Annotated in this window: 21 protein-coding genes; 10 read left to right on the forward strand and 11 right to left on the reverse strand. The window is 59.6% G+C overall.

The window, feature by feature from the left end; all coding sequences use genetic code 11:
• Window positions 1–115: 115 nt before the first annotated feature.
• From U1A53_RS21350 to U1A53_RS21365, 4 genes are all read left to right on the forward strand, one after another.
• Window positions 116–2485, forward strand: coding sequence for a Tex family protein (locus U1A53_RS21350; protein ID WP_322283885.1), 2370 nt, complete (start codon window positions 116–118; stop codon window positions 2483–2485).
• A gap of 43 nt (window positions 2486–2528) precedes the next feature.
• The gene (locus tag U1A53_RS21355; RefSeq protein ID WP_322283886.1) at window positions 2529–3035 is read left to right on the forward strand and encodes a hypothetical protein; all 507 of its coding nucleotides are present in this window, start codon (window positions 2529–2531) and stop codon (window positions 3033–3035) included.
• A 70-nt stretch (window positions 3036–3105) separates the two neighbouring features.
• The gene (locus U1A53_RS21360; RefSeq protein WP_322283887.1) at window positions 3106–4497 is read left to right on the forward strand and encodes an amidohydrolase family protein; all 1392 of its coding nucleotides are present in this window, start codon (window positions 3106–3108) and stop codon (window positions 4495–4497) included.
• A gap of 93 nt (window positions 4498–4590) precedes the next feature.
• Window positions 4591–5145, forward strand: coding sequence for a hypothetical protein (locus U1A53_RS21365; RefSeq protein ID WP_322283888.1), 555 nt, complete (start codon window positions 4591–4593; stop codon window positions 5143–5145).
• Window positions 5146–5233: 88 nt separating this feature from the next.
• On the opposite strand, the gene U1A53_RS21370 is transcribed toward U1A53_RS21365, so the two are convergent.
• From U1A53_RS21370 to U1A53_RS21405, 8 genes are all read right to left on the reverse strand, one after another.
• The gene (locus U1A53_RS21370) at window positions 5234–5479 is read right to left on the reverse strand and encodes a hypothetical protein (protein ID WP_322283889.1); all 246 of its coding nucleotides are present in this window, start codon (window positions 5477–5479) and stop codon (window positions 5234–5236) included.
• Window positions 5480–5614: 135 nt separating this feature from the next.
• On the reverse strand, window positions 5615–6427 hold the full coding sequence (locus U1A53_RS21375) for a hypothetical protein (RefSeq protein ID WP_322283890.1): 813 nt from the start codon (window positions 6425–6427) through the stop codon (window positions 5615–5617).
• Between the two features lie 165 nt (window positions 6428–6592).
• Window positions 6593–7771, reverse strand: a complete 1179-nt coding sequence (locus tag U1A53_RS21380; RefSeq protein ID WP_322283891.1) for a radical SAM protein — start codon at window positions 7769–7771, stop codon at window positions 6593–6595.
• Between the two features lie 118 nt (window positions 7772–7889).
• Window positions 7890–9062 (reverse strand): efflux RND transporter periplasmic adaptor subunit, encoded by a 1173-nt coding sequence (locus U1A53_RS21385; RefSeq protein ID WP_322283892.1) that lies wholly within the window; start codon window positions 9060–9062, stop codon window positions 7890–7892.
• Window positions 9063–9373: 311 nt separating this feature from the next.
• Window positions 9374–10453: an alanine--glyoxylate aminotransferase family protein gene (locus U1A53_RS21390; RefSeq protein ID WP_322283893.1), complete on the reverse strand. Its 1080-nt coding sequence runs from the start codon at window positions 10451–10453 to the stop codon at window positions 9374–9376.
• Between the two features lie 171 nt (window positions 10454–10624).
• Complete coding sequence (locus U1A53_RS21395; protein WP_322283894.1) at window positions 10625–11272, reverse strand: hypothetical protein; 648 nt, start codon at window positions 11270–11272, stop codon at window positions 10625–10627.
• A gap of 76 nt (window positions 11273–11348) precedes the next feature.
• Window positions 11349–11834: a hypothetical protein gene (locus U1A53_RS21400; RefSeq protein ID WP_322283895.1), complete on the reverse strand. Its 486-nt coding sequence runs from the start codon at window positions 11832–11834 to the stop codon at window positions 11349–11351.
• 73 nt (window positions 11835–11907) lie between these two features.
• Window positions 11908–12807 (reverse strand): TIM barrel protein, encoded by a 900-nt coding sequence (locus tag U1A53_RS21405; protein ID WP_322283896.1) that lies wholly within the window; start codon window positions 12805–12807, stop codon window positions 11908–11910.
• A gap of 59 nt (window positions 12808–12866) precedes the next feature.
• Between U1A53_RS21405 and U1A53_RS21410 the strand changes: the two genes are divergently transcribed.
• The 3 genes from U1A53_RS21410 (at window position 12867) to U1A53_RS21420 (ending at window position 15496) form a co-directional block, all read left to right on the forward strand.
• Window positions 12867–13634 (forward strand): SDR family oxidoreductase, encoded by a 768-nt coding sequence (locus tag U1A53_RS21410; RefSeq protein WP_322283897.1) that lies wholly within the window; start codon window positions 12867–12869, stop codon window positions 13632–13634.
• A 49-nt stretch (window positions 13635–13683) separates the two neighbouring features.
• Window positions 13684–14619 (forward strand): ROK family protein, encoded by a 936-nt coding sequence (locus tag U1A53_RS21415; protein ID WP_322283898.1) that lies wholly within the window; start codon window positions 13684–13686, stop codon window positions 14617–14619.
• A 97-nt stretch (window positions 14620–14716) separates the two neighbouring features.
• The gene (locus U1A53_RS21420; RefSeq protein ID WP_322283899.1) at window positions 14717–15496 is read left to right on the forward strand and encodes an SIS domain-containing protein; all 780 of its coding nucleotides are present in this window, start codon (window positions 14717–14719) and stop codon (window positions 15494–15496) included.
• Here the strand turns inward: U1A53_RS21420 and U1A53_RS21425 are convergent.
• Window positions 15493–16332, reverse strand: coding sequence for a hypothetical protein (locus tag U1A53_RS21425; protein WP_322283900.1), 840 nt, complete (start codon window positions 16330–16332; stop codon window positions 15493–15495). The two genes, U1A53_RS21420 and U1A53_RS21425, sit on opposite strands and share 4 nt — an antisense overlap.
• Before the next feature lie 190 nt (window positions 16333–16522).
• On the opposite strand from U1A53_RS21425, the gene U1A53_RS21430 reads away from it, so the two are divergent.
• Window positions 16523–17560 (forward strand): methionine synthase, encoded by a 1038-nt coding sequence (locus U1A53_RS21430; protein WP_322283901.1) that lies wholly within the window; start codon window positions 16523–16525, stop codon window positions 17558–17560.
• On the opposite strand, the gene U1A53_RS21435 is transcribed toward U1A53_RS21430, so the two are convergent.
• Both U1A53_RS21435 and U1A53_RS21440 read right to left on the reverse strand, forming a co-directional pair.
• Window positions 17561–18391 (reverse strand): protein phosphatase 2C domain-containing protein, encoded by an 831-nt coding sequence (locus U1A53_RS21435; RefSeq protein WP_322283902.1) that lies wholly within the window; start codon window positions 18389–18391, stop codon window positions 17561–17563. It lies immediately after the preceding gene.
• Window positions 18388–19473: an aldose epimerase family protein gene (locus U1A53_RS21440; protein WP_322283903.1), complete on the reverse strand. Its 1086-nt coding sequence runs from the start codon at window positions 19471–19473 to the stop codon at window positions 18388–18390. The genes U1A53_RS21435 and U1A53_RS21440 overlap by 4 nt, the downstream gene beginning before the upstream one ends.
• Before the next feature lie 186 nt (window positions 19474–19659).
• Between U1A53_RS21440 and U1A53_RS21445 the strand changes: the two genes are divergently transcribed.
• Window positions 19660–22017 carry a protein kinase gene (locus U1A53_RS21445; RefSeq protein ID WP_322283904.1) on the forward strand — a complete coding sequence of 786 codons (2358 nt, stop codon included), beginning with the start codon at window positions 19660–19662 and terminating at the stop codon, window positions 22015–22017.
• On the forward strand, window positions 22014–22739 hold the full coding sequence (locus U1A53_RS21450) for a sigma-70 family RNA polymerase sigma factor (protein WP_322283905.1): 726 nt from the start codon (window positions 22014–22016) through the stop codon (window positions 22737–22739). The genes U1A53_RS21445 and U1A53_RS21450 overlap by 4 nt, the downstream gene beginning before the upstream one ends.
• Window positions 22740–22791: the final 52 nt, after the last annotated feature.

Raw genomic sequence — 22791 nt, forward strand, 5'->3', positions numbered from 1 at the left:
ACAAAAATTTTTCACATGTGGTGGTCATCAGTTGCCGCGTTGGGTGGTCTCGCTAACTCCACCATTCCCAACCAGAGATTTCGCATTTCCAATTTCAGCTTTCCAATTTTCAGCCATGTCTGCTGCCAACGAACTCAACATCAATGTCGCTCACGTCGAGCGTGTCGCCAAGGAACTGGGCCTGCGGGCCATCCAGGTCGTCGCGACGGCCAAATTGTTTGCCGACGGTGCCACGGTGCCGTTCATCGCCCGTTATCGTAAAGAAGCCACGGGGTCGATGGATGAGGTGCAGATCTTGAACGTGAAGGAACGCATGGAGCAACTCGTAGCGCTGGATGACCGACGTGGAGCCATCGTGAAGTCGCTGGAAGAACGCAAGCTGATGACGGACATCCTGCGGGTGAAGATCGACAAAGCGGAGACGATCAATGCGCTGGAAGATATTTTCGCGCCGTTCCGGCCGAAACGTCGCACGCGGGCCACCATCGCGAAGGAAAAAGGCCTGGAGCCGCTGGCGGACTTCATTGAAGCGAATCTGATGACGCAGGGTGTCGATCTGAGCGCTGAGGCGGCGAAGTTTGTGAACACGACTCACGAAACTGAGGAGCTGCGTGTCAAAGATGCCGCCGATGCACTCAGCGGTGCGCGCGACATCATCGCGGAACGCATCAGCGATCATGCGGAGGCGCGTGCGACGCTGCGTAAATTCTTCACGGAGCAGTCCACGGTCATTTCCAAGGTCATGTTTGGCAAGGAGACCGACGAGGAGGCGCAGAAATTCCGCGATTACTTCGACTGGAGCGAGCCGCTGAAGTCGATTCCGTCACACCGCATGCTGGCGATTCGTCGTGGCGAAAAAGAAGGCTTTCTGCTGATGCGCATCACGCCACCGGAGGACACGGCGGTCAAGATGCTCGAAAACATCTTCGTCAAAGGTGGCAATGTGTGCTCGGACCAGATGAAGCTGGCCTGCGCGGACAGTTACAAGCGCTTGATGAGTTCCAGCATGGAAACCGAGACTCGTCTGGAATCCAAGAAGAAGGCCGATACGGAATCGGTGCGCGTGTTTGCCGATAATCTGCGCGAACTGCTGCTGGCGGCTCCGCTGGGCCAGAAACGTGTGTTGGGCATCGATCCGGGCTTCCGCACGGGCTGCAAGGTGGTCGTGCTCGATGCGCAGGGGCAGCTTTTGTTCAACGATGTCATTTACCTGCTCGGCGATGGCAACAGTCTCGTGCAGGCGAAGACGCTGCTGCTGAATTTGATCGAGCGCTTCAAGATTCAGGCCATCGCCATCGGCAATGGGACCGCGAGCCGTGAAACGGAGATGTTCGTGAACAAGATCGGCATTCCAAAGGCGATTCCGGTGATCATGGTGAATGAAAGCGGCGCGTCGATTTACAGTGCCAGCGAAGTGGCGCGTGAGGAGTTCCCAACGCAGGACATCACTGTGCGTGGCTCGGTTTCCATCGCCCGGCGTCTCATGGACCCGTTGGCGGAGTTGGTGAAGCTTGATCCGAAGTCGATCGGCGTGGGGCAGTATCAACATGATGTCGATCAGAACCTGCTCAAGAGCAGTCTCGACAACGTGGTGATTAGCGCGGTGAACGGCGTCGGCGTGGAGCTGAACACGGCGAGCAAGCAGCTCCTCAGTTATGTTTCTGGCCTGAACTCCAGCCATGCCGCCAACATCGTGGCCTTCCGCAACGAGAACGGTCCGTTCAAGACGCGCAAAGACCTGCTCAAGGTGCCACGGCTCGGCGACAAAGCCTTTGAGCAGGCTGCGGGCTTCCTGCGCATCCGCGATGCGGCGCATCCGCTGGATGCGAGTGCGGTGCATCCTGAGCGCTATCTGCTCGTGGAAAAAATGGCCGCTGAGATCGGCTGCACGGTCGGCGACCTCATGCAGCGCGCGGATTTGCGCCAGAAGATCGACCTGAAGAAGTATGTGAGCGAAGACGTGGGCCTGCCGACACTGCAGGACATCATGAACGAACTGGCGAAGCCTGGGCGTGATCCGCGCAAACAGTTCGAGGTCTTCAACTTTGCCGAAGGCGTCAGCGAGATGAAGCATCTCACCGTCGGCATGAAGTTGCCGGGCATCGTGACGAATGTGACGGCCTTTGGCGCCTTCGTGGACATCGGCGTGCATCAGGACGGCCTCGTGCATGTGAGCCAGCTTAGTGACACGTTTGTGCGTGATGCGGCGGAGGTCGTCAAAGTGGCCCAGCGCGTGCAGGTGACGGTTACGGAAGTGGATATTCCACGGAAGCGCATCGCGCTGAGCATGAAATCGAAGCCGGACTTTGAGAAGAAGGTTGGCAGCGGCGGCCCACGGCCTGCGGGTGCAGCTCCTGGCGGTCAGCGCAGCTTCACGAGCAGTGGTGGTGGCAATCGCAGTTCTGGCGGCGGCATGGGCAATCCGTTTGGAGGTGGCGGCGGCGGTGACTGGTTCACGGCGGCGGCGCAGAAGGGGAAGAAGTGACAAAGCCTTGGTGCCTCTGGCGACGCCGTGGTAAAAGATTGGTATGAAAACATGCTCCGCGCTTTTTTGGTTCCTGTGTGCTGTCCATGCCTATGGTGGAACCAGTGGCATCGAGTTCGTTCATCAGCCGCTTCACACACTGGGCACTGATCAAGATTCTGAATTGATCCTGGCGAAGGTGCCGGTCATCGTAAACGCCGTGCCGGAATCCATGGTGCGTTATGTGGCTCACAAGCACAAATTGTTGCAGCGAGAGCCGGCGTTTGCGGAGGATTCCAACATTCTTTCGTGCCTCGGAATCGAGGTCGGAGGCGAATGGTTGGCGAACTGTCGGCATTTTGAGGCGACCATTGATCTGACGGAGATGAAACCGGCGGAGCGATACGGCGTAACGGATGAGGAGGTGGTCAAAGCTGCCGTTGAATGTGTTAAACGTACGATTCTCGAAATGCAGGGGCGTCCGTTATGGAAGATTCGGATCAAGGCTCGTGAAGCAGATGCCGCGAAATGGCGTCGGCTTGAAACCGACGTGCTGCCTGCCTCCAAATAGCTGCGCAATCATCAGGTGAATCGCTGATTCGTGGTGGACATCACAAGACATGCCCTGATAGCCTCGGGACATGAAAACGATTGTGCTCTGCATGAGCGCCTGCGTTTGGGCAGGGCTTGGTATGGCTGCGGAAGCGCGGCCGAAGTCGTATGGGGTGATCAAAGCCTTCCTCGACAAGGTTCCGGCCATCGACACGCATGATCATCTGTGGGAGTGGGAGGAGCTGCCGGGGTGGCGGGAGGCGGAGGATGGGACGAAGGTGATGAATCTGGCGTCGATCTGGCAGAACAGTTACTTGAGCTGGTTTCGGTCGGTACCGGGCTGGCAGCCGAAGGAGAAGTTTACGGCATGGTGGGAACGGGCGAAGCCGGGGTTTGCGGATGTGCGGGCGATGAGCGTTTATCGCTACACGTTGCCGGCGCTGAAGGATCTGTATGGCGTGGACTTTGAAGGCATCACGGATGCTCAGGCAGCGGCGCTGAATGAGCGCATCACGATGAACTATCGCGATCAGCGCTGGCTGTATGAGGTGATCACGGAGCGGGCGAATATCGAGGTGGTGCTGAATGATCCGTATTGGGAGCCGTTCGATTTTGAATCGCACTACGGCTTCGTGGCGAACGTGCTGCGGCTGAATCCGCTGTTTCGCGGGTTTCATCCGTCGGAGTTCGCGGTGACGAAGGGTGGGCGGAAGGAGAGTCCGTATGACTTTGCGGCGGCGAAGGGCATCAAGATCGAGAGCTTCGATGATTACCTGACGTTCGTGGAGCGCGTGTTCGTTTTGGCGAAGGAGGCGGGACTTGTGGGCTTGAAGCACACGCTGGCCTATCAGCGCACGCTGGATTTTCAGAAGGTGGCGAAGGAGCAGGCGGTGGAGGCGTTCGGGCATCCGAGCAAGGACTTGAAGCCGGAGCAGGTGAAGGCGTTCGAGGATTTCATGATGTGGCATCTGTGCGAGTTGAGCGCGAAACATGGGCTGCCGTTTCAGATTCACACGGGCCATGCGCGTATTCAGGGATCGAATCCGATGCTGCTGGTGGATTTGATCGCGGCGAATCCGAAGACGACGTTCATTCTGTTTCACGGCGGCTATCCTTGGGTGGGTGAATCGGGTGCCATTGCGGCGCGGATGCCAAATGTGTATCTCGACTCGGTCTGGCTGCCGACGCTGAGCCAGACGATGGCGAAACGTGCTTTTCATGAATGGTTGGATGTGATGCCGAGCAACCGCATCCTGTGGGGCGCGGACTGCAATCACGCCGAGGGCATTTACGGGGCCACGGAATTCACACGACGGGTGCTGGCGGAGGTTTTGGCCGAGCGTGTGGATCGCGGTGACCTGCGCATGGCGGATGCCGAGCACATCGGGCGGCAGATTTTGCGCGAGAACGCGCTGAGCGTGTTTCCGGGGCTTAAAACGAAGCTGTGGCGTGAGAAGCAGGCCAAGATGATGCCGCGGTGAAGGATTAGCCTGAACAGGAAACGCGGTGCGAGCGTCGGAGATTGTGCTCTTGCCACCAGGCGGACCGCCTTTTACGATCAAGCACTCTATCTCATGAAAACATCTCTCTTCGCCTCACTGGCCTTGCCTCTGCTGCTCACGCAATGTGTCGATCCTTATTATGGTCCGAATGGTGCTGACCCGTATGCCAATCCCTACCGCCAGGACATGCGCGACCAAGGTTCAGAGATGAGCCGCATGGCTTATGAGCGTGGCCAGCAGGACGGGCGGTCGGATGCGCAGCAACGCCAGAGCCAGGATTACAATCGTTACCAGTCGCGTTTTGATCGCAACACAGAGATGGCCTACCGCGACGGTTACAACCAAGGCTACAGTTTGATGAACAACAGCCAGGGTGAACTCGGCTACGGCAATCAGGGTGCCGCACAACAACCACCTGCGCGCGATCCAGCCTACAACCAAGGCTACGATTACGGCCTGCGTGATCGCACGGGCGGACGTGTCACCGATCCGGCGGCGCATGTGGGGCGTTATGATCCGCGCTACCGCTCCAGCTTTGAACGCGGCTACTACGATGGCTACAATTCAAGCTCCTCGCAGAATGCGCCGACGAATCCAAGTGCCGGCGGAAGTCTCTGGTTCCGCTGAACGGACGATATTCGACTCAGTGCAAAAAAACACCGTCGGGGCATGCCCCGACGGTGTTTTTGTTTCAAAGTGAACTGGTTGAAACCGGTTATTCCTGCACGACTGCCTCAGGCGCGGCGGCGGGAGCAACCTCGGTGGCGACTTCAGCGGCCTTGGGCTTGGCGGGAGCCTTCTTGGCGGCGGCTTTCTTGGCGGGAGCCTTCTTCACAGCCTTTGCCTCGGATTTGACGGCGCGCGCTTTACGGGAGACACCGGCCTTGGCCAGAGCCTTCTTGCGTTCGAGGTACTTTTTGCGGCGGCGGCGTTTGACGATTTTGTTAAGTTGCTGACCCATGATGGATTGATCGGTTGTCGTTTTCGGTTTGAGGGCGGCAAGAGTTCCACCGATCAAGGGTGAATCAAGACCAAATGCAGTCCGCACCCGGTTTCCCAGAACTGCCTGCTTGGTGAGGGCGGCTTGGAGCCGGGCTCAGGGCTTTTTATCCTCGGCCTTCGGATCGGAACTGAGTTTGGGAGTCTCGACTTTCGATTCCTGGCGCGAATCCGTGTTGTTGGAGGCCTGCTGGCTCGGCGGAACTTTGAACAGCTTGCCGGTGTACGGGCATTTCACGGTCTGGCCGACACCCATGCCAGAAACATCGACGAGCTGGGTTTTGCCCGCGTATGGGCTGTTCACCATGTTGACGCGCCCAGGAATGGGGGTGCCAAAGGGCAGGTCGCCAGCGGCGGGCTTGGTGGAGGAAGTGCTGCCACTGGTGCTCGGAGCTGGATTCGAGCTGGTGACCGGTGGCGGGTTGTTGGCGATCTGCGGGGCCGGAGACGGCTCTTCCACGGGGATTTTCACACTTGGACTGCGATCTTCCGGGCTGTAACTGGATTTAGGACGTGGTGCGGGACGGGTGGCGACGCTGCCCGATCGTGGGGAAGGGCTGTTGTAGTAGCGGTTTTGCGAGGAGCCTGAGAAGTAAGAGGAGTTGTAAGGGATGCGGTTGGGCATTCCAGAACCCCACAAGGAGGACCAGTTTGGCGAGGGCCTTGAGCTATATCGCGGATACAGGGAACTGCTGCGAGTGGCCGCGTAGCGCTGGGTACGCACAGTGCCGGTGCGGAATGGCGGTGACTGACGTTGTGTCGAGTAACCCCAATAATTCAGCAGACCATTGGTTTGAATGTACTGCCAGGCCTGCCGCGGAGGCAGCGAGCATTGAACGAGGAGGACAGACGCTGTCAGCAGGGAAAACCTGCGCGCGGCGCAGCCGATGGTACAACGTGAAGCTTTCATGGTTGTAGGAGATGAAGGTGGTAACGTTGGATGCGGAGATAGTTCTCCGCTCAATTTCCACCGATGCTGACAGGATTACGAGATGAGAGCAAGAATTCCGGCACGCAAAATCCTGCCGCAACGGCTTGTTTGCCGAATTATCATAACAACTAGGCTGAGTGGCTGTCAGGCGGCCTGCGCGAGGCCAATTTCCTGCTCGTTGAGATAACAAGAGGGGTCAGGAGCCCAGAGATCTCCGGTCATTTGCAAGGCGCGTACACGAAAGCCGCCACCGCAGACATTGAGGAAGCTGCATTCGGCGCATTTGCCAGTGAGGTGTTGCTTGCGGTCGCGCAGAGCGTTGAGCGTGGCGTTGTCACGATTCGACCAGATGTCACTGAACTTGCGTTCCTTGACGTTGCCGAGCGTGAGTTCGTGCCAGAACTGGTCGGGATGCACATTGCCCTGAGTGTCGATGTTGCTGATGCCGGTTCCGCTGCTGTTCGCGCCGCCGCCGTTCCAGTTCATGAGTTCCATCGCGCGTGCGGCCCGCTCCGGGTTCTCGCGCTTCAGACGCATGTAGAGGTAAGGTCCGTCCACCGGCTGATCGACGGTCAAAACCTCACGTGGACGGCCTTCGGCAGCCCATTTGGCCGTGCGGTCGAGGATTTTGTCGATGGCACCGCGTGTTTCTTCGTGGGGCACTTCTATCAGCTCCGCACCGCGTCCGCTATAGACGAGGTGATAGAAGCACACGCGTTCGATGTCCTCCTGCTCGATGAAGTCGAGGATGGCATCGAGTTCGGCGATGTTGTGGCTCGAAAGCGTGAGTCGCAGACCGACTTTCTGGCCGACAGCCTTGCAGTTGCGGAACGCGGCCACCGCCTTGTCAAACGCGCCCACTTTGCCACGGAAGTGATCGTGCGTGGCCCCCATGCCATCGAGCGAGATGCCGACGTAGGAAAAGCCGATGTCCTTGATGCGCCGCGCCCACTCGGGATTGATCCGCGTGCCGTTGGTGGAAAGAGTGAGGCGCAGGCCCTTGCTGGTGGCGTATTCGGCCAGTTCGAAGAATTTGGGATGAATCGTCGGCTCACCGCCGGAAAGCAGCAGGGCGGGCACTTTGTAGTCGGCGAGGTCGTCGACGACGCCTTGGCATTGCTCCCAGTTCAGTTCACCGGGGTAATGCTTTGAGTCTGAGTCCTGATAACAATGAACGCACTTCAGATTGCAGCGGCGCGTGATGTTCCAGACAACGATGGGGCGACGTTCGGCGGCAGAGGTCGGTGAGCCGTGACCGCGGCCATAGCGCAGGTGGTCCATCGGCTGGGCGACATCACAGTAAAGACGGGTGAGGTTGATCATGACCCTGTATCAACGCACGGAGGTCATTCCGTTGCCCCGCCGATTTTGCGCAAAGCCTCACGTTGCTTGCCAGCTTCACCAGCGCACTGTCACAAAATTCAATCGCGATGATCCGACATCACGGCAGCGGCTTCGCTTCCGGCACCAGCATCACGGATTTTTTCTCCGGCTTCTTCTGGTCGGCCATTTTTTCGCTTGATGGCATTCCGTCGATCACAGGATTCACCCGCGCACCATCAGCCGGGAAGGGGATCGGGGTGAGACAGAGCACATCTCCTTCTTTGGGAGCCTTGGCTGCATTGGCGGAGACGACGATGTGTTTGTCCGTGCCGAAAACTGGCTCCACAAACATGCGCTTCAGCGTGTTTTGCGGCGTGATGAGGATGATCTCATCGCCGGCACGCACAGCGGAGCGTGAGATGATGAAGACATCGTTCAACGCGTCACCTTCGATCTCCGCCTCGATGAACTGGCCGATCTTCAGCGGCGGCGCGCCATCCGCACGTTTGGAAAATGGATTGTCGATTTGCGCCACGGCGGTCGTCTGGCGTGTTTCTGCATCCAGCGCGCTTTCCACGCGCACGAGGCGGCCTTCCCACGCCACACTCTTGCCTGCGGCGGTCGTGCGCAGTTTGACCTTCGCGGCAGGGGTCAGGTCATTCGCATCGCGATAACGTTCCGGCAGTTTGATGTGCTGGCTTTCACGTTCTGGCAGCGGCAGGCGCACTTCGACGAAGTCGGTGGCAAAAATGCGGCCCAAAGTGGTCCCTTGGCCCACATATTGTCCCACATCGACGGCCTGTTCCAGAACCTGCCCGGCATACGGTGCGCGAATCACGGTGCGCTGCGCATCACGTTCCGCTTTTACCACGCGTGCCTCGGCGGCAGCCAGATCGGCCTTCGCACGCGCCACCTGCGGTGCGCGGGAGACGAGTTCGCCCGGTGCTCCCTGACGGCCCAGCGCCTTCCAGTTTTCGAGCGCTTGCTCCGCTTTCGCTTCTTCTTCTACAAGAGTGACCTTCGCCAGCGCCACGGCTGCCTTGGCGGTCGTCACGGCTGTTTCATAATCCACAGGATCGAGTTTGATCAGCACCTCGCCCTTCTCAAAAAAGCCGCCCGGTCGGAACGACGGACTCACCTCGAAGATCATCCCGGCCACCTCCGGCATCAGCGTGCTGCGCGTGCGCGGCTGCACCGCGCCCTGCGAGGCCACGCGCACCGGGTACGTCGTCTTTTTCAATGTGATGCCCTCCACCGTCACCAGCACCGGCTTGGTCTCCATCGTCTTCATCTCCGGTTTGTGCGTGATCAGCCACCAGCCATACCAGCCGCAGGCGGCAGGATGATCAGAGGGAACAGTGCGCGGAGGGTTTTGGCCATGTCAAAGGGTAGAACGTCTGAAAATGCGCCCGGATTCAAAAACGGGCGTGATTTATGCCGACGGTGGTCACACCACCAAGTTGGGTGAGCGCATCAATCCAGAGACTCAACGCGAATGGCCGCGAATGATCCGCGAATCCAGGCCGCAGGCATCTGATTCGCGAACATTCGTGCCTATTCGTGGTCATTCGCGTTGAAAATGGCATGCACAATTGAGCGCCCTCACAGCTTCGCCAGGCTGTCATCCAGCGCGGCGATCACCGTGCTGATGCTCGCCTCGGTCTCGTCGCCCATGTTCGAGACGCGGAAGGTCTTGCCCTTCAGCTTCCCGTAACCGCCGTCGATGATCATGCTGTGGTTCTTCTTCAGCAGGCCGATGAAGGCCGTCACGTCGATGCCCTTGTTGTTTGTCACGCAGGTCAGCGACTTGGAGCGATAACCCTCCGGCGCAAAGAACTCGAAGCCGTTGCGGATCACCCAGTCGTGCACCATGCCGTTGAGCTTGGCGTGACGCGCGTAGCGGTTGTCCACGCCTTCGGCGAAGATCTTGTTGAGCTGATGACGCAGGCCGTAGATCAGCGAAATGCACGGCGTGCTCGGCGTCATGCTCTTCTCGCCGTTTGCCTTGAACTCCAGGAAGTCGAAGTAGTAGCCGCGGTCATTGATCGTTGCTGCACGCGCCATCGCCGCCTCGCTGGCGGTGAACAGCGCGAGACCCGGAGGCAGCGCGAAGGCCTTCTGGCTGCCCGTGAGCAGCACGTCGAGGCCGAGTTCGTCGAAGTTCACCGGCACCGTGGTGAAACCAGACACCGAGTCCGTGATGAACATCACCTCCGGGTATTTCTTCTTCAGCGCCGCGATCTCCGCGATGGGGCTGAGCACGCCGGTGGAGGTTTCGTTGTGGATGAAGGTCACCGCGTCGAATTCGCCCGTGGCGAGACGCTTGTCGATCTCATCGGCCATCACCGGCTGGCCCCACTCCACGGTGTAGGCCTCCGCCTGCTTGCCGCAGCGCTTCGAGACGTCATGCCACTTGTCCGCAAACGCGCCGTTGCAGCAGTTCAGCACCTTTTTGGCCACTAGGTTGCGGATGCAGCCCTCCATGATGCCGAAGGCCGAGGACGTGCTCAGAAACACCAGTCCTTTGGTGCCGAACAGCGTCTGCAGCATCGGCTGGATTTCGGCATACAGATCCTGGAAACCCTTCCCGCGATGCCCGATCATCGGCTGCGCCATCGCAGCGTAGGTGTCAGGGCTGACTTCGACGGGACCGGGGATGTAAAGTTTGACGTGGGTGCTCATGCGTTTGGGGGCTTTTTTGGGGAAGGGAGCGCCGAGTTTAGGGCGCTCAGGCACTCACGCAAGGGCTGTGTGGAGGGGCTTCTGGCGAGTCTGACAGGCTGGGTGCCAGCTCTGCAAGAGTCGACACACTTCGGCCGAATGTCGTTCGGCGCGGTTCGCTGCAACGCATGGTTAACCGTTGGTCACTCGCTCTGGATGTCCCGGTAAACGGCGAACGAATCTGTCAAGCATGTAGTCTGGGATGTCGTCATGTGGGACCGGTTGATTTCTCAGAGAAAACAATTTGGCTTGGTCGAGGAGAGCAAAGCAGAACGTCATCGCGTAGTATGTGTAACGAAGCATGACTTCGCGAAGAGGTAGGCGACCAAATTCGGGCAGATAGGCAACCGGTGTATCGTCAGGAGCGCCGAATTGCTGAATGAGCGCTCTACATGATCTCGAGTTGGTAACAGAGGAGATCACGCTGTTGTTGTGTTTGATGACGTTACTGAGGTGCCTGACCCAGCGAACTTCTCGCACATGGGAAAGGTGATCCAGGGACGGATCCCACACGCTGATCGTTGTTCCTTGAACCTCGTTGATGTTATTGAAGAAATCCTCAACCATCTTGGAAATGCCGAGGAGTAGAAACTCTCGAAGCTTTTCGGTCATTTGGATTAGCGCCCCGCCAAGATGTTTCATCTCGTCCTTGTCGGTGTAGAGCCATGATCCCATGTCATCCATGCTGCGAGCAGATGCGTCCGTGATGACACAAAGTGTACCCGTGGAGTGCATCACCTCTTGGATTGCGTAGAGATGATCTATTGAGACTTGTTGCACTGGGCAAGTGGGTATGAATCATCTAATGATCCCAAGCTCACCGACAGCGGAGCACGGTCGGGCGTTGAGACGGTTGTCATTTGGTCTTCACGTAAGTTAGAAGGTGGATCATCTGACGGTCGGGAATCGCGTCTAAAGTACGTTGAAACTCTGCGGCAAGTCCGGCGCGTTGTTGGGCCTGAACCTTCGGGTAAGCCGGGTCAATCAGGAGTAAGTCGCCTCCGTGTTGGGCGCAAACGAAGATGTGCCAATAGAGAGTGGAACCCGCCTGCCCAGTCAGTAGGGACACGAGGGGGAATTTGCCGTCGCTGGTCTCCGACTCGATGCGGTCGAGTGCAATGTCGCGGGCCAAGTGCGTGTCTGACGCCAACAAACAGAGTGATAGTAAAAAACTAGTGTCGTCAAAGCCCATCCCTTGCTTGGTGGGGTCGGATTGGAGGGGAAATGCATCAGGCGCAATCAGCCCGTGGAGCTTGGCGACGGACTCGAATCCAGACACCGCACAGGAAGCGTTTTCGAGTTGGTAGTGGCTTCGTAGCTGTTCTGGCAGGTCTTCGTTCATAGTAAGTAAACGTGTGACGTCGCCCAACTAGTTGGCGGCCGACAGTATTGTCGAGTGTTACGGGCTTCCGGCTTCACCCCCACCCCAGCCACCCCTTGAGCGTCTTCATATCCCGCAGATGCGCCTCGCGGAAGCCCTTGAGCACTGCCGCGTCCTTCGGATTGCCTTCGAGATACTCGACATGAAGTGAAATTGGGCCGCTGTAGCCGGTTTTCATGAGCATTTCGCCGTATTTCGGGTCCACCTGACCTTCGCCGAGCGGCACGGTGACGAGCTTGCGCCCGTCCCATTTGAAATCCTTGAAGTAAGCCGCGCCGATGTGGCTTTTCACGAGGTTGAACTCCAGCGGCCAGGATTTTCCGCCCTCGCAGGTGGCGTGCAGGATGTCGAAGGCGAAGCTGAACTGCGCCGCCGGATACTCGCGCATGATCGAGAAGATGTCCCACACCGCCGCACCGAAGTAATCCTGCCCGCTGTGGTTCTGAAACATCGGCTGGATGCCGATCTCCGCGCACAGGGCCACGAGATCTTTGATCTTCGGCCGGATGGCCTGGAGCTGCTCCCAGATCGGCTGTTTCAGGTCATACTTGAAGTAGTTCATGCGGAAGCGCTTCACGCCCAGCTTTGCCGCCGTGCGCAGCACCTCCTCCGTGCGCTGCTCGGCGCTCACCTCGTTGATGCCGGAGGTCATGATCATCATTTCGAGGTTCTGCTTTTTAAGCGCCTCGACAAACTTCGGCAGCTCATCCACGACCTGCTCCGGCGTGATGTGCCCTGCTTTTGGCCGGATCGGTGCCTCGATGCCATCCACGCCCATCTCAGCGGCCAGCCCCGCGATGTCGTCATAGCCCAGGCCGATGAGGTGCTTCGTGAAAAAGCAGACCTTGTTCTTCACTTTCGGCGTTTCCGCCATCAAGGGAGCCGTAAAAGCCAAAGCAGAGAGGTTGCGGACAAAATCGCGACGTGTGTTCATGAGGCCAGCATCAACGTTCCTTATTCGACATTCTTCAATCGTCATTCGACATTCCGCCCATGCACAACCTCTCCGGCCAAAACATCGTCATCATGGGCGGCACGACGGGCCTCGGCCTCTCTGCCGCGAAAAGACTCGTCGCCGCCGGAGCCAACGTGGTCGTCACCAGCCGCACGCAGGCGAATGTGGATGCTGCGGTGGCCGAACTCGGCCCGACCGCCCGCGGCTTTGCCGCCGATGCGTCCACGCCCGAGGCCGCCGAGCGTGCCGTGGCGATGTTTGACCGGTTTGATGCTCTTTACCACGTCGCCGGCGGTAGCGGTCGCTCGAAAGGCGATGGCCCACTCCATGAAATGACCGACGACGGCCTGCGCTACACGCTCGACCTCAATTTGAAGTCCGTCGTGCTCTCGAATCGCGCCGCCATCCGCCAGTTCCTCAAACAAAGCACCGGCGGCGTCATCCTGAACATGGCGAGCGTGCTCGGCTACTCGCCCTCACCGAAATTTTTCGCCTCCCACGCCTACGCCGCCGCGAAAGCCGGCATCATCGGCTTCAGCAAATCCATCGCCGCCTACTACGCCCCGCAAAACATCCGCGTGAATGTCATCGCCCCCGCGCTCGTCGAGACGCCCATGTCCAAACGCGCCGCTACCAACGACGACATCATGCAGTTCATCAAAACCAAGCAACCCCTCGACGGCGGCCGCATCGGCCATCCCGAAGACTGCGATGCCGCCGCCCTCCTGCTCCTCTCGCCCGACTCGAAATTTATCACTGGCCAGGTCCTTGCCGTCGATGGCGGCTGGACGGTTTCTGGATGCTAGTTGCTTGATCCTAGATGCTCGATCAAACCTCATAGCGCACAACCATCCAATGAGTTCTTCCATCCAGAATCCAGCATCAAGCAACCAGCATCAAGCGATCGGCATCGACCTCGGCGGCACGAACATCAAAGCCGCGCTCGTGGACACGCAGTCCGCGCAAACCCTCGCCACGCTCTCGAAACCCACGCGCGATGGCGAATTCGAAAACAACACGCCGCACTTCGCCTTCACCGTGCGCGAGATCATCCAGGAGTTCGAAGCGCAAGCAGGCTCCAAACTCGCCGTCGGCCTCTCCGCGCCCGGTTTGGCCAATCCGAACGGCCAATGCATCGACTGGATGCCCGGACGCATGCACGGCCTCGAAAAATTTGATTGGTCCGCCTTCCTCGAACGTGACTGCCGCGTGCTCAACGACGCCCACGCCGCCCTCCTCGGCGAAGTCTGGGCCGGAGCCGCGAAGAACTGCCGTGATGTCTTCATGCTCACCCTCGGCACCGGCGTTGGCGGCGCGATTTACAGCGGTGGACGCCTCCTCAGCGGCAAGATCGGCCGCGCTGGCCACCTCGGTCACATCAGCATCGACACGAATGCTCCGCGCGACGACTTCAACACGCCCGGCAGCCTCGAAGACGCCATCGGCAATCAAACCATCGCACAACGCGGCGAAGGCCGCTACGCCACCACTCACGCGCTGCTTGATGCTTATGCCGCAGGTGACGAGCACGCCAAAAAAATCTGGCTCACCTCCGTCCGCCACCTCGCCGCCGCCATCGCGTCCCTGATCAACGTTCTCGACCCCGAACTCATCATCATCGGCGGCGGCATTGCCGTTGGTGCCGGAGATCGCTTGTTCGATCCACTCGCCACCTTCCTCGACGATTTCGAATGGAGGCCCGGTAGGAATCAGGTTCGCGTTGTGCCCGCGTCGCTCGGCGATTCGGCCGGATGTCTCGGTGCCGTCTTCAATCTGATTCAATCCCATTAAACCACAGAGGCACGATGAACACAGAGGTCAGAATTCAGAATCAAAACTCTGTGTCCATCGTGCCTCTGTGGTTAACTCAAAACCTTTCCGATTACCCATGACACCCGCCCTCCAATATCTCGAAGCCTCCGAACGTCTCCTCTCCCGCGTCCGCGACCAGCTTCCGCTCATCCAGCAGACCGCCGACATGTTCGCGCAGACGATACTCGCCGGTCAAATGGTCCACGTCTTCGGCTCCGGCCACAGCCGCATCCTTGTCGAAGAAATGTGGCCGCGATATGGCTCCTTTCCCGGTTTCAATCCCATCGTCGAACTCTCGCTTACCTTCCACAACCTTGTCGTCGGTGCGAATGGCCAGCGGCAGGCCATGTTCCTCGAAAACGTCAGTGGCTTGGCCAATCGCATCCTGCGCAACTTCGACCTCATGCCCGGCGATAGCGCCCTCGTCATCTCCAGCGGCGGCTGCAACGTCGTCCCGGTCGAAATGGCCGAGGAGTTTCAGAAGCGCGGTGTCAAAGTCGTCGCCATCATCAGCACCACGCACAGCGAGGCCAGCACCAGCCGCCACCGCGACGGCAAGAAGCTCCAGGACTTCTCCGACATCGTCCTCGACACCGGCGCCCCCGTTGGCGACGCCATGATCAAGATCGAAGGCCTCGACACTCCTGTCGCACCCGGCAGCACCGTCGGCGGTTGTTTGCTCGTGAATGCCATCAAAGCTGAAGTCGCGGATCGTCTGACGAAGGCTGGTCAGCCGCCGAAGGTTCTCACTGCCGGAGCCGTGATCGGTGCCGCAAAAGCCACCGAGCTGTTTGAAGCTGCGTATGACGAGCATGCGCGGCGGATCGCGAAGTATTACGCGAATCTCGGCAGCTAGAAGGCTCCAAGCCGTCTGCGTCGTAGCAGCAGAACAGCACCCACAGAGGCGATCAAAATGCACCCGCCGGGCTCCGGCACGGGCGTGGAGGTGATGTTCAGATTTGAAATAGTGGCGAACGTGCTCCCCAGGCTTAATGCCGTGGAGCCGACAAGCGCATCACCATGGAAGCGCACACCGAGCGGCCCAGTGGGCGTGGAACCGTCCAGCGTGTAATCAAGGTTGACCGTGCCTGTGGTGACTCCACTGCCGAGCAGACCGGCGATGTTGATCTGCGTGCCACTGATGTTGTTCGTCAGCGCATTACCTGAGCCGTCGATGAGTTCGAAAGAGAACTCCGGCGTCAGCCCCGTAATGGATTCGAGCAGGCCATCGTTGCCGTCCACGTCGAAGCTCACGCTGTAAGTCGTGTCTGGAGCGTAGCTGAGGATGCTGCCTGGGGTGTCAAAATAGGCCACCGCTTCCCAGGCATAGTGGATGTTTGTGCCCAGGCTGAGCAGACTGAGCAGAGAGTTGTTGTCGTTGCTGATGTTGAATGCCAGCGCACTGCCCGCTAGGGCCGTCTGGGCCGCGGATTCGGTCAGGCTGAACAAGATCGTGGCATTCGCGCCGCCTTGGGCGGTGAGATCCCAGATGCCGCTGCTGGCCGTGGTGGAGCCATCTGAGAGCGTGATGGAAAGCAGCCCGCCGCCGGGCACATCATAGGTGAGCGAGTCCGAAGGAGAGAAGATACTGCTGTAGCTGCTGCCTGGGCCGACGAGTGGTGTTTGAGCATGCACCGGATGACAGACGAGAAAAACGATTGGGAGCAATCCGAAGAGATGGTTGATTTTCATGGAGGGCGGTTGGTTCTCCACAAAATTTCTCCGTCGTGCTTCGCTCATAAATGAGATGAAGATTTATCCTGAAATAGATAAACGTTTATTCACCATGGCAGATATTCAGTTGCAGCTTTCAGCCGGAACAGTTGTGCTTTGCGGCTTGGCTTTGACGCTGAGTCACTTGCGTCGATAGCCTGATGGCATCATGCAATCCCAACCGCTCCGCACCTCCGTCATCGGCAGTTATCCCTTCCCCGGCTGGCTCGAATTTTCCGCGCGGCATCTCACCGAGTTTGGAAGTGCGGACATCACAGAAATGCAGGACGACGCGGCGCAGGTCGCCATCCAGGATCAAATCGCCGCTGGTCTCGATGTCATCACGGATGGCGAGCAGACGCGTTTCGACTTCAATTTGAGCTTCTATGGCTTCATCGAGGGCATCGCGCTCGAACCGGCAAGCCCGCGTCGCTTCGGGCCACCCGCGCACGATCAGCGTGGCAAACACGAGATCACCAGCGAACTCCGCGCTCCACGCGGACTCGGCGCGGTGGAGGAATTTCAGCGCCTCAAACGCCTCGCCGCGCACACCGGCAAGCGATTGAAAGTCTCCGTCCCCGGCCCCTACACGCTCAGCGGCCGTCTTTCGCCGAATGCGCAATACAAAGACCGCTATGCCATTACCGAGGCGCTGCTGCCCATCGTCAACAAGGAGATCGCCGACCTCGTCGCGGCGGGCGCGGAGGAAATCTGCGTCGATGAGCCCAGCATGAGCTGCTACGGCTACCGCGAGGACACGAAGCGCTTCGTGGACATCTTCAACCGCACCGTCGCCAGCGGCTACGGTAAGGCCCGCATTTGCACGCACCTCTGCTTCGGCAATTTCAAAGGTCACCCCGTCGGCTGGCGCAAATACGCGCCGTTGTTTCCTGCGTTTCTCGATCTGCACTGCGATGAAGTCCACGTCGAGATGGCGAACCGCGAATACGCCGAGCTGGAGGTCATCAAGCCGATGTCCGAGCGCTACGACGTGGCTGTGGGCATCATTGATGTGAAGAGCTACCACATCGAAACGCCCGAGCAGATCGCCGACGCGGTGCGCGCGTGCTTGAAGCATGCGCCAGCGGACAAACTCGTCTTCGCGCCGGATTGCGGCCTCAGTCAGACCGCACGCTGGGCGGCGAAGAAGAAGCTCGCCAGCATGTGCGCGGGCGTCGGTATCGTGAAACGTGAGCTAGGCCTGTGATCAGGAAATTTTCACCACGCCGACCGTTGTGTTGTCCTGACGGTCGTTGTTGATGCGGCGGATGGCGAAGATGATGGCGTCGGCGATCTTGTCCGCCGTGGTGTGCTTGCCGAAGCTGAGCAGCTCTTCGAGCGCCTTGTCGGTCAGTGTGAAAATGCCGTCGCTGGCGGCGATGACGATGTCCCCTTTTTTGAGAGGCATCGGCTCGGGGGGGGTGTCGATCATCAGAAGCGGAAGGCCGAGCAATGCCGCCTGGAGCGTATGGCGGTCGGGATGATTCTCGGCCTCTTCGAGTGTGATCTCGCCGCGCTCGGCACGGGCGTCGATGAGCGGTGAAAGGCTGTGGTCAGCGTTGATGCGCAGCAGTTCGCCATCGCGGAACAAGAACAGCGGCGAGTCGCCCACGCTGATCCATTCCATGGTCTGCGGAGTGATCAGAACACCGATCATCGTGGTGCCCATGGGCGGAGCCACGCTGGGCATGCGGCTGGTGATGTAGCCCAGCGTTTCATTCGCGGTCTCGATCGCATGCTTGAGCTTCCATGAATGCGGCCCGTCCTGCTCGTGATAAGCACGTACGAAGGCGTTCACCCCGATGTAACTGGCCACGCTGCCGCCAGCATGGGCGCCGAGACCATCGCCGACGACGAGCAGCAGGCGTTCGAGACTGCGCTCCTCCGGTTCGGCGGCATCGGCAAAGGCATAGTAGTCCTCCTGGTTGTCACGGCGGCCGCGATATTGCCTTGCGGCAAAATCCTGCTCCTGCACAAAGGCGGGCGGCTCGGTTTCAAAGAGGGGGACTCGATCGGTCAGGACGTTGGTGGCGCTCACTCGGCGGAAAACTGGTAAATCGTGGTGCTGTGAAAAGTCTCGCCCGGACGCAGGATTACGCTGGGGAAGTTCGGCTTGTTCGGGCTGTCGGGATAGTGCTGTGTTTCGAGGCAGAAACCGTGGCGGGCTTTGTAAACATGACCGCCCTTGCCGTTCACATCTTTGAGATGATTGCCGGTGTAAAGCTGCACGCCCGGCTCCGTGGTGCGCACGGTCATCACACGGCCGCTCTTCGGTTCCTTCACCGTGGCGGCCAGTTTCACGCCGCTGCCGGAGAGTACGAAGTTGTGATCGTAGCCGGCGCCCTGGATCAGCGGCTTGAAGTCAGCGCCGATGCGTTCGCCAATCGTGTGCGGCGTGGTGAAATCCAGAGGCGTGCCCTTGATGCTGGCGATTTCGCCCGTAGGGATCAACGCATCGTCGGTGGGCGTGTATTGATCCGTCGGGAGAGTCAGCTCGTGTCCCAGGATGTCGCCGTTGCCTTCACCAGCCAGATTGAAATAGCTGTGGTTGGTGAGGTTGATCACCGTCGGTTTGTCCGTGGTGGCGTCGTAATCAATCACCAGCGCATTGTCTTTGGTCAGAGAGTAGGTGACGAAGCCTTTCAGCATGCCGGGGAAGCCTTCCTCACCATCGGCGCTCGTGTATTCGAGTCGTACGCCCACGCTGAGGTCCCCGTGAAACTCCTGGGATCGCCAGACTTTTTTATCAAAGCCTGCTTTGCCACCGTGGATGTGGTTCTTGCCGGAGTTGGCCGTCACCTTGTGCTCCACGCCGTCGATCTTGAAGGACGCGCTGCCGATGCGGTTGGCGTACCGGCCCGTGATGCAGCCGAAGAAGGGGTTTTTATCGAGATAGCGGTCGAGCGTGTCAAAACCGAGCGCCACATCAGCAAACTGGCCGTTTTTGTCCGCCGTCTTCAGCGACACGATGATGCCGCCGTAGTTCGTGATCTTCGCCTCCATGCCGTTTGCATTGCGCAGCGTGAACAGCTTCACGGTCTTGCCCTCGGACGTCGTTCCCCAGACCTCGGAGGTCACTTGGGGAGCGCTGGCGGCATGCGACGGGCTGGCGATCGACATGAGAAGCAGGAGGATGGTTGTTAGCGCGTGGAGGCGCATAGCGGGGTGGGGAAGGTGGGGTGCGATTGTGGCGGCTCCAGGGAGGCTTCGCAACAAGGTTATTCCCGCTTCCGAAGGTGAAGTTTTGCCCCTGCGATTCATTTTCCTTGTAACCTCCGCCGCTGTTTCCCCCACGGAGCCGGTATCATGGACACTTCATCCCCATCACCCGACCCGTTCCACGGCCTGAACCCGGCATCTCTCATGGCCGCCGCGGCCATGCCCACGGATGGTGGCGCCGACACCATGCCGCTCGCCGCACGCGATCTTCCTTCGCTGGAGGAAATCGCCGCCGCCTTCCCCGATCTCGAAATCCTCGATTTGATCGGCCACGGCGGCATGAGCGCCGTCTTCCGCGTCCGGCAGCCGAAGCTCGACCGCATCGTCGCGCTCAAGGTGCTGCCGAAGGCGCTCGCCGCCACGCCGGGTTTTGCCGAGCGCTTCACGCGCGAGGGACGCGTGCTCGCACGGCTCAGCCATCCCAACATTGTCGCCGTGCATGACTTCGGTGAGAGCGGCGGCTTCTGCTACCTCATCATGGAATATGTGGACGGCGTGAACCTGCGCCAGGCCATGCGAGCGGGCCGTTTCACGCCGGAGCAGGCGCTCAACATCATCCCCTCTCTCTGCGATGCGCTGCAATTCGCCCACAGCCAGGGCGTGCTGCATCGTGACATCAAACCGGAGAACATTTTGCTCGATTCCAAGGGCAAGGTCAAAATAGCCGACTTCGGTATTGCCAAAATCATCAGCGAAGATGCCGGTGATGCGATGCTGCTCACGCAAAGCGGCGCACGGCTCGGCACCGCGCCCTACATGGCCCCGGAGCAGATCGAGCAACCGAGCAGCGTCGATCATCGTGCGGACATCTACAGTCTTGGCGTCGTGTTTTACGAAATGCTCACCGGCGAGCTGCCGCTGGGTCGTTTCGCGGCGCCGTCGGAGAAATCGGCGGTCGGCGGCAACATCGACGAGATCGTGTTTCGAGCGTTGGAGAAAGAGCGTGGCCGCCGCCAGCAAAGCGCGGGCGAGTTCAAGACGCAGATCGAAGGTCTCGCCTCCATGTCCGCCTCGGCGCAGAGTTCGCTGGCGCGGCGCTTTCAAAGTTTTGAATACAAATCAAAGCGTACGATCTTCGGCAGGCCGCTGCTGCACGTCACGCAGGGCATTGATCCCACGACGGGCGAGAAGCGCGTGGCGCGTGGCATTTTCGCCTTCGGTGAGATCGCGATTGGTGTGTTTGCTTTCGGTGGTTATGCGCGCGGCTGGTTCGCGTGCGGCGGCATGGCGGTGGGCGGTGTGGCGATAGGCGGTTTGAGCATCGGGTTGCTCTCCTGGGGCGGTCTCGCGCTGGCACTGCTGCTCGCTGTCGGCGGTTTGAGTGTCGGTCCGCTGGCGACCGGTGGCGCTGCGCTCGGCTGGAACGCGATGGGTGGTATCGCTGCGGGCTGGAACGCCGTCGGCGGCCTCGTCGTCGCGCAGCATGGCATGGGTGAAAAAGTCATCGCGCCGCATGTGGTCAAGTCGCTCGCGGAAATGCCGCGCGCCTTGCAGATCATGTCGGAGGCATCATGGCTGACCAGTATGGGTGCGTTCTTGTGGCTACCGCTCATGCTGCCGATGCTGCTCGTGCCGTGGTGGGCGCGGCGGCAGTTGGAGATTGGCGAGGGTGTGGATCAAGCCGCGGCCCGGCGCGCATCGGCGCGAGTTTTCTGGCTGTTTCCAGCCCTCGCGTTGCTGTGCGGCGTGCTGTGGTGGATGCTGCTTCGCTGGACGGCCTCCGGTATGGCGGATGCGGCCCGCTTCATCATTCCCACTGTCATCGGTGGTGTGGGCTGCCTGCTTTTCTTGCTTAGCCTGCCGCTGTGGCTGCGCCTCGTGCCGATGAACTCATTTTACGGTGTGCGCCTGCCCTCCACCTTCGCCTCCGATGAGCGCTGGTATGCTGTGAACGCTGTTTTCGGCAAGCATCTGACTTGGTGGTCGCTTGCAGTCATCGCAGCGGGCATCGCGGGTTTTTATCAACTGCCGCGCCATCAGGACGCCTATCCTTGGGCGGCCATCACGCTCACGCTGGTCGCCGTCGCCGCCGCCGTGGCCGCCACGCTGATATGGATGCACCGGCATCCCTTGGGCCGTGATACCATCAAGCCCCACCGCCTTGTTCGCAATCTCGAACTAGTCATCCCGGCGCTCGTGCTGATGTTTTTCATTCGCTCGTTTATCGCCCGGCCCTACATCGTTCCGCACGGCAACGAACCCGGTGTTGCCAAAAACAGCCGCTGGATCGCCTCGCATCTCGACACCGGTTTCACACCGGGCGATCTCATCGCGTATGAGCATGAGGGCGGCCAGACATGGCTGGCCCGTGTCATCACCGTGGAAACCAAGGGCTTGCGCCTCAAACGTGCCAGCAACCCGGACGAGTTCTTCATGCCATGGGACAAGATCATCGGGAAGATGCTGTTTTCGTACATGTCGCCGGGTGCGCTGCCAAAATCATGACGCACAGTTTCCATGACACGCGCTGGACTCTCATCGCCCGCTCGCGTGGTGATGATCCGGTGAGCCGTGCGGCGCTAAGCGAGCTGTGTGAGGCTTACTATGCGCCGGTGGTGTCCTTCTTGCGACACGATGGCCGTGCGGAGGATGCTGCGCGGGACTTGGCGCATGATTTTTTTGCCAAGTTGCTCGAGGGGGATGCCATCAACGGGGCCGATCCGCTCCGCGGTCGTTTTCGCAGCTATCTGCTATCCGCGTTGAAGCGATTCGCTGCGGATCAGCGGGATCACGATCATGCGGCAAAGCGCGGTGGCGGGCAGATTCATGCGGTGATCGAGAATGACGACTCCAGCACCGGTGCTGGCCTGCAAATCGCCGACGCGAACGTCGAAGCGCCCGATGCGGCGTTTGATCGCCAGTGGGCGCTTACGGTGCTCGCACGAGCGTTGAGCACGTTGGAAGCAGAGTTGCGTGACAGTGGCAAAGGACTCCAATTCGAGACGCTGAAGCAGTGGCTGACCGCAGACGGTGATGCCACGCCGCAAAGTGAAGCGGCAGCGAAACTCGGCCTCAGCGAAGATACCGTCAAAGTCGCCATCCACCGCTTGCGCAAACGCTTCCGCGATGCCGTGAAGGCCGAAATCGCTCAAACCGTGAGCGATTCAGGCAACGTGCGTGAGGAGCTTGATGCGCTGATGAACGCGTTGCGCGGAGGCGGAGGATAGGCCTCCGGCCTGTCAATGGATTGAGGCTTCCAGCCTTGATTCGGACGGGCCA

Source organism: Prosthecobacter sp. (assembly GCF_034366625.1).
Classification (GTDB): Bacteria; Verrucomicrobiota; Verrucomicrobiia; order Verrucomicrobiales; family Verrucomicrobiaceae; genus Prosthecobacter.

Bases quoted from the DNA above. Each gene is read 5' to 3' on its own strand.
- U1A53_RS21445 (WP_322283904.1), top strand. From the start codon at position 19,660: ATGGACACTTCATCCCCATCACCCGACCCGTTCCACGGCCTGAACCCG.
- U1A53_RS21450 (WP_322283905.1), top strand. From the start codon at position 22,014: ATGACGCACAGTTTCCATGACACGCGCTGGACTCTCATCGCCCGCTCG.
- U1A53_RS21390 (WP_322283893.1), bottom strand. From the start codon at position 10,453: ATGAGCACCCACGTCAAACTTTACATCCCCGGTCCCGTCGAAGTCAGC.
- U1A53_RS21375 (WP_322283890.1), bottom strand. From the start codon at position 6,427: ATGAAAGCTTCACGTTGTACCATCGGCTGCGCCGCGCGCAGGTTTTCC.
- U1A53_RS21425 (WP_322283900.1), bottom strand. From the start codon at position 16,332: ATGAAAATCAACCATCTCTTCGGATTGCTCCCAATCGTTTTTCTCGTC.
- U1A53_RS21400 (WP_322283895.1), bottom strand. From the start codon at position 11,834: ATGAACGAAGACCTGCCAGAACAGCTACGAAGCCACTACCAACTCGAA.
- U1A53_RS21440 (WP_322283903.1), bottom strand. From the start codon at position 19,473: ATGTCGATCGCCAGCCCGTCGCATGCCGCCAGCGCTCCCCAAGTGACC.
- U1A53_RS21365 (WP_322283888.1), top strand. From the start codon at position 4,591: ATGAAAACATCTCTCTTCGCCTCACTGGCCTTGCCTCTGCTGCTCACG.
- U1A53_RS21410 (WP_322283897.1), top strand. From the start codon at position 12,867: ATGCACAACCTCTCCGGCCAAAACATCGTCATCATGGGCGGCACGACG.
- U1A53_RS21360 (WP_322283887.1), top strand. From the start codon at position 3,106: ATGAAAACGATTGTGCTCTGCATGAGCGCCTGCGTTTGGGCAGGGCTT.
- U1A53_RS21380 (WP_322283891.1), bottom strand. From the start codon at position 7,771: ATGATCAACCTCACCCGTCTTTACTGTGATGTCGCCCAGCCGATGGAC.
- U1A53_RS21415 (WP_322283898.1), top strand. From the start codon at position 13,684: ATGAGTTCTTCCATCCAGAATCCAGCATCAAGCAACCAGCATCAAGCG.
- U1A53_RS21370 (WP_322283889.1), bottom strand. From the start codon at position 5,479: ATGGGTCAGCAACTTAACAAAATCGTCAAACGCCGCCGCCGCAAAAAG.
- U1A53_RS21430 (WP_322283901.1), top strand. From the start codon at position 16,523: ATGCAATCCCAACCGCTCCGCACCTCCGTCATCGGCAGTTATCCCTTC.
- U1A53_RS21385 (WP_322283892.1), bottom strand. From the start codon at position 9,062: ATGAAGACGATGGAGACCAAGCCGGTGCTGGTGACGGTGGAGGGCATC.
- U1A53_RS21350 (WP_322283885.1), top strand. From the start codon at position 116: ATGTCTGCTGCCAACGAACTCAACATCAATGTCGCTCACGTCGAGCGT.
- U1A53_RS21355 (WP_322283886.1), top strand. From the start codon at position 2,529: ATGAAAACATGCTCCGCGCTTTTTTGGTTCCTGTGTGCTGTCCATGCC.
- U1A53_RS21420 (WP_322283899.1), top strand. From the start codon at position 14,717: ATGACACCCGCCCTCCAATATCTCGAAGCCTCCGAACGTCTCCTCTCC.
- U1A53_RS21405 (WP_322283896.1), bottom strand. From the start codon at position 12,807: ATGAACACACGTCGCGATTTTGTCCGCAACCTCTCTGCTTTGGCTTTT.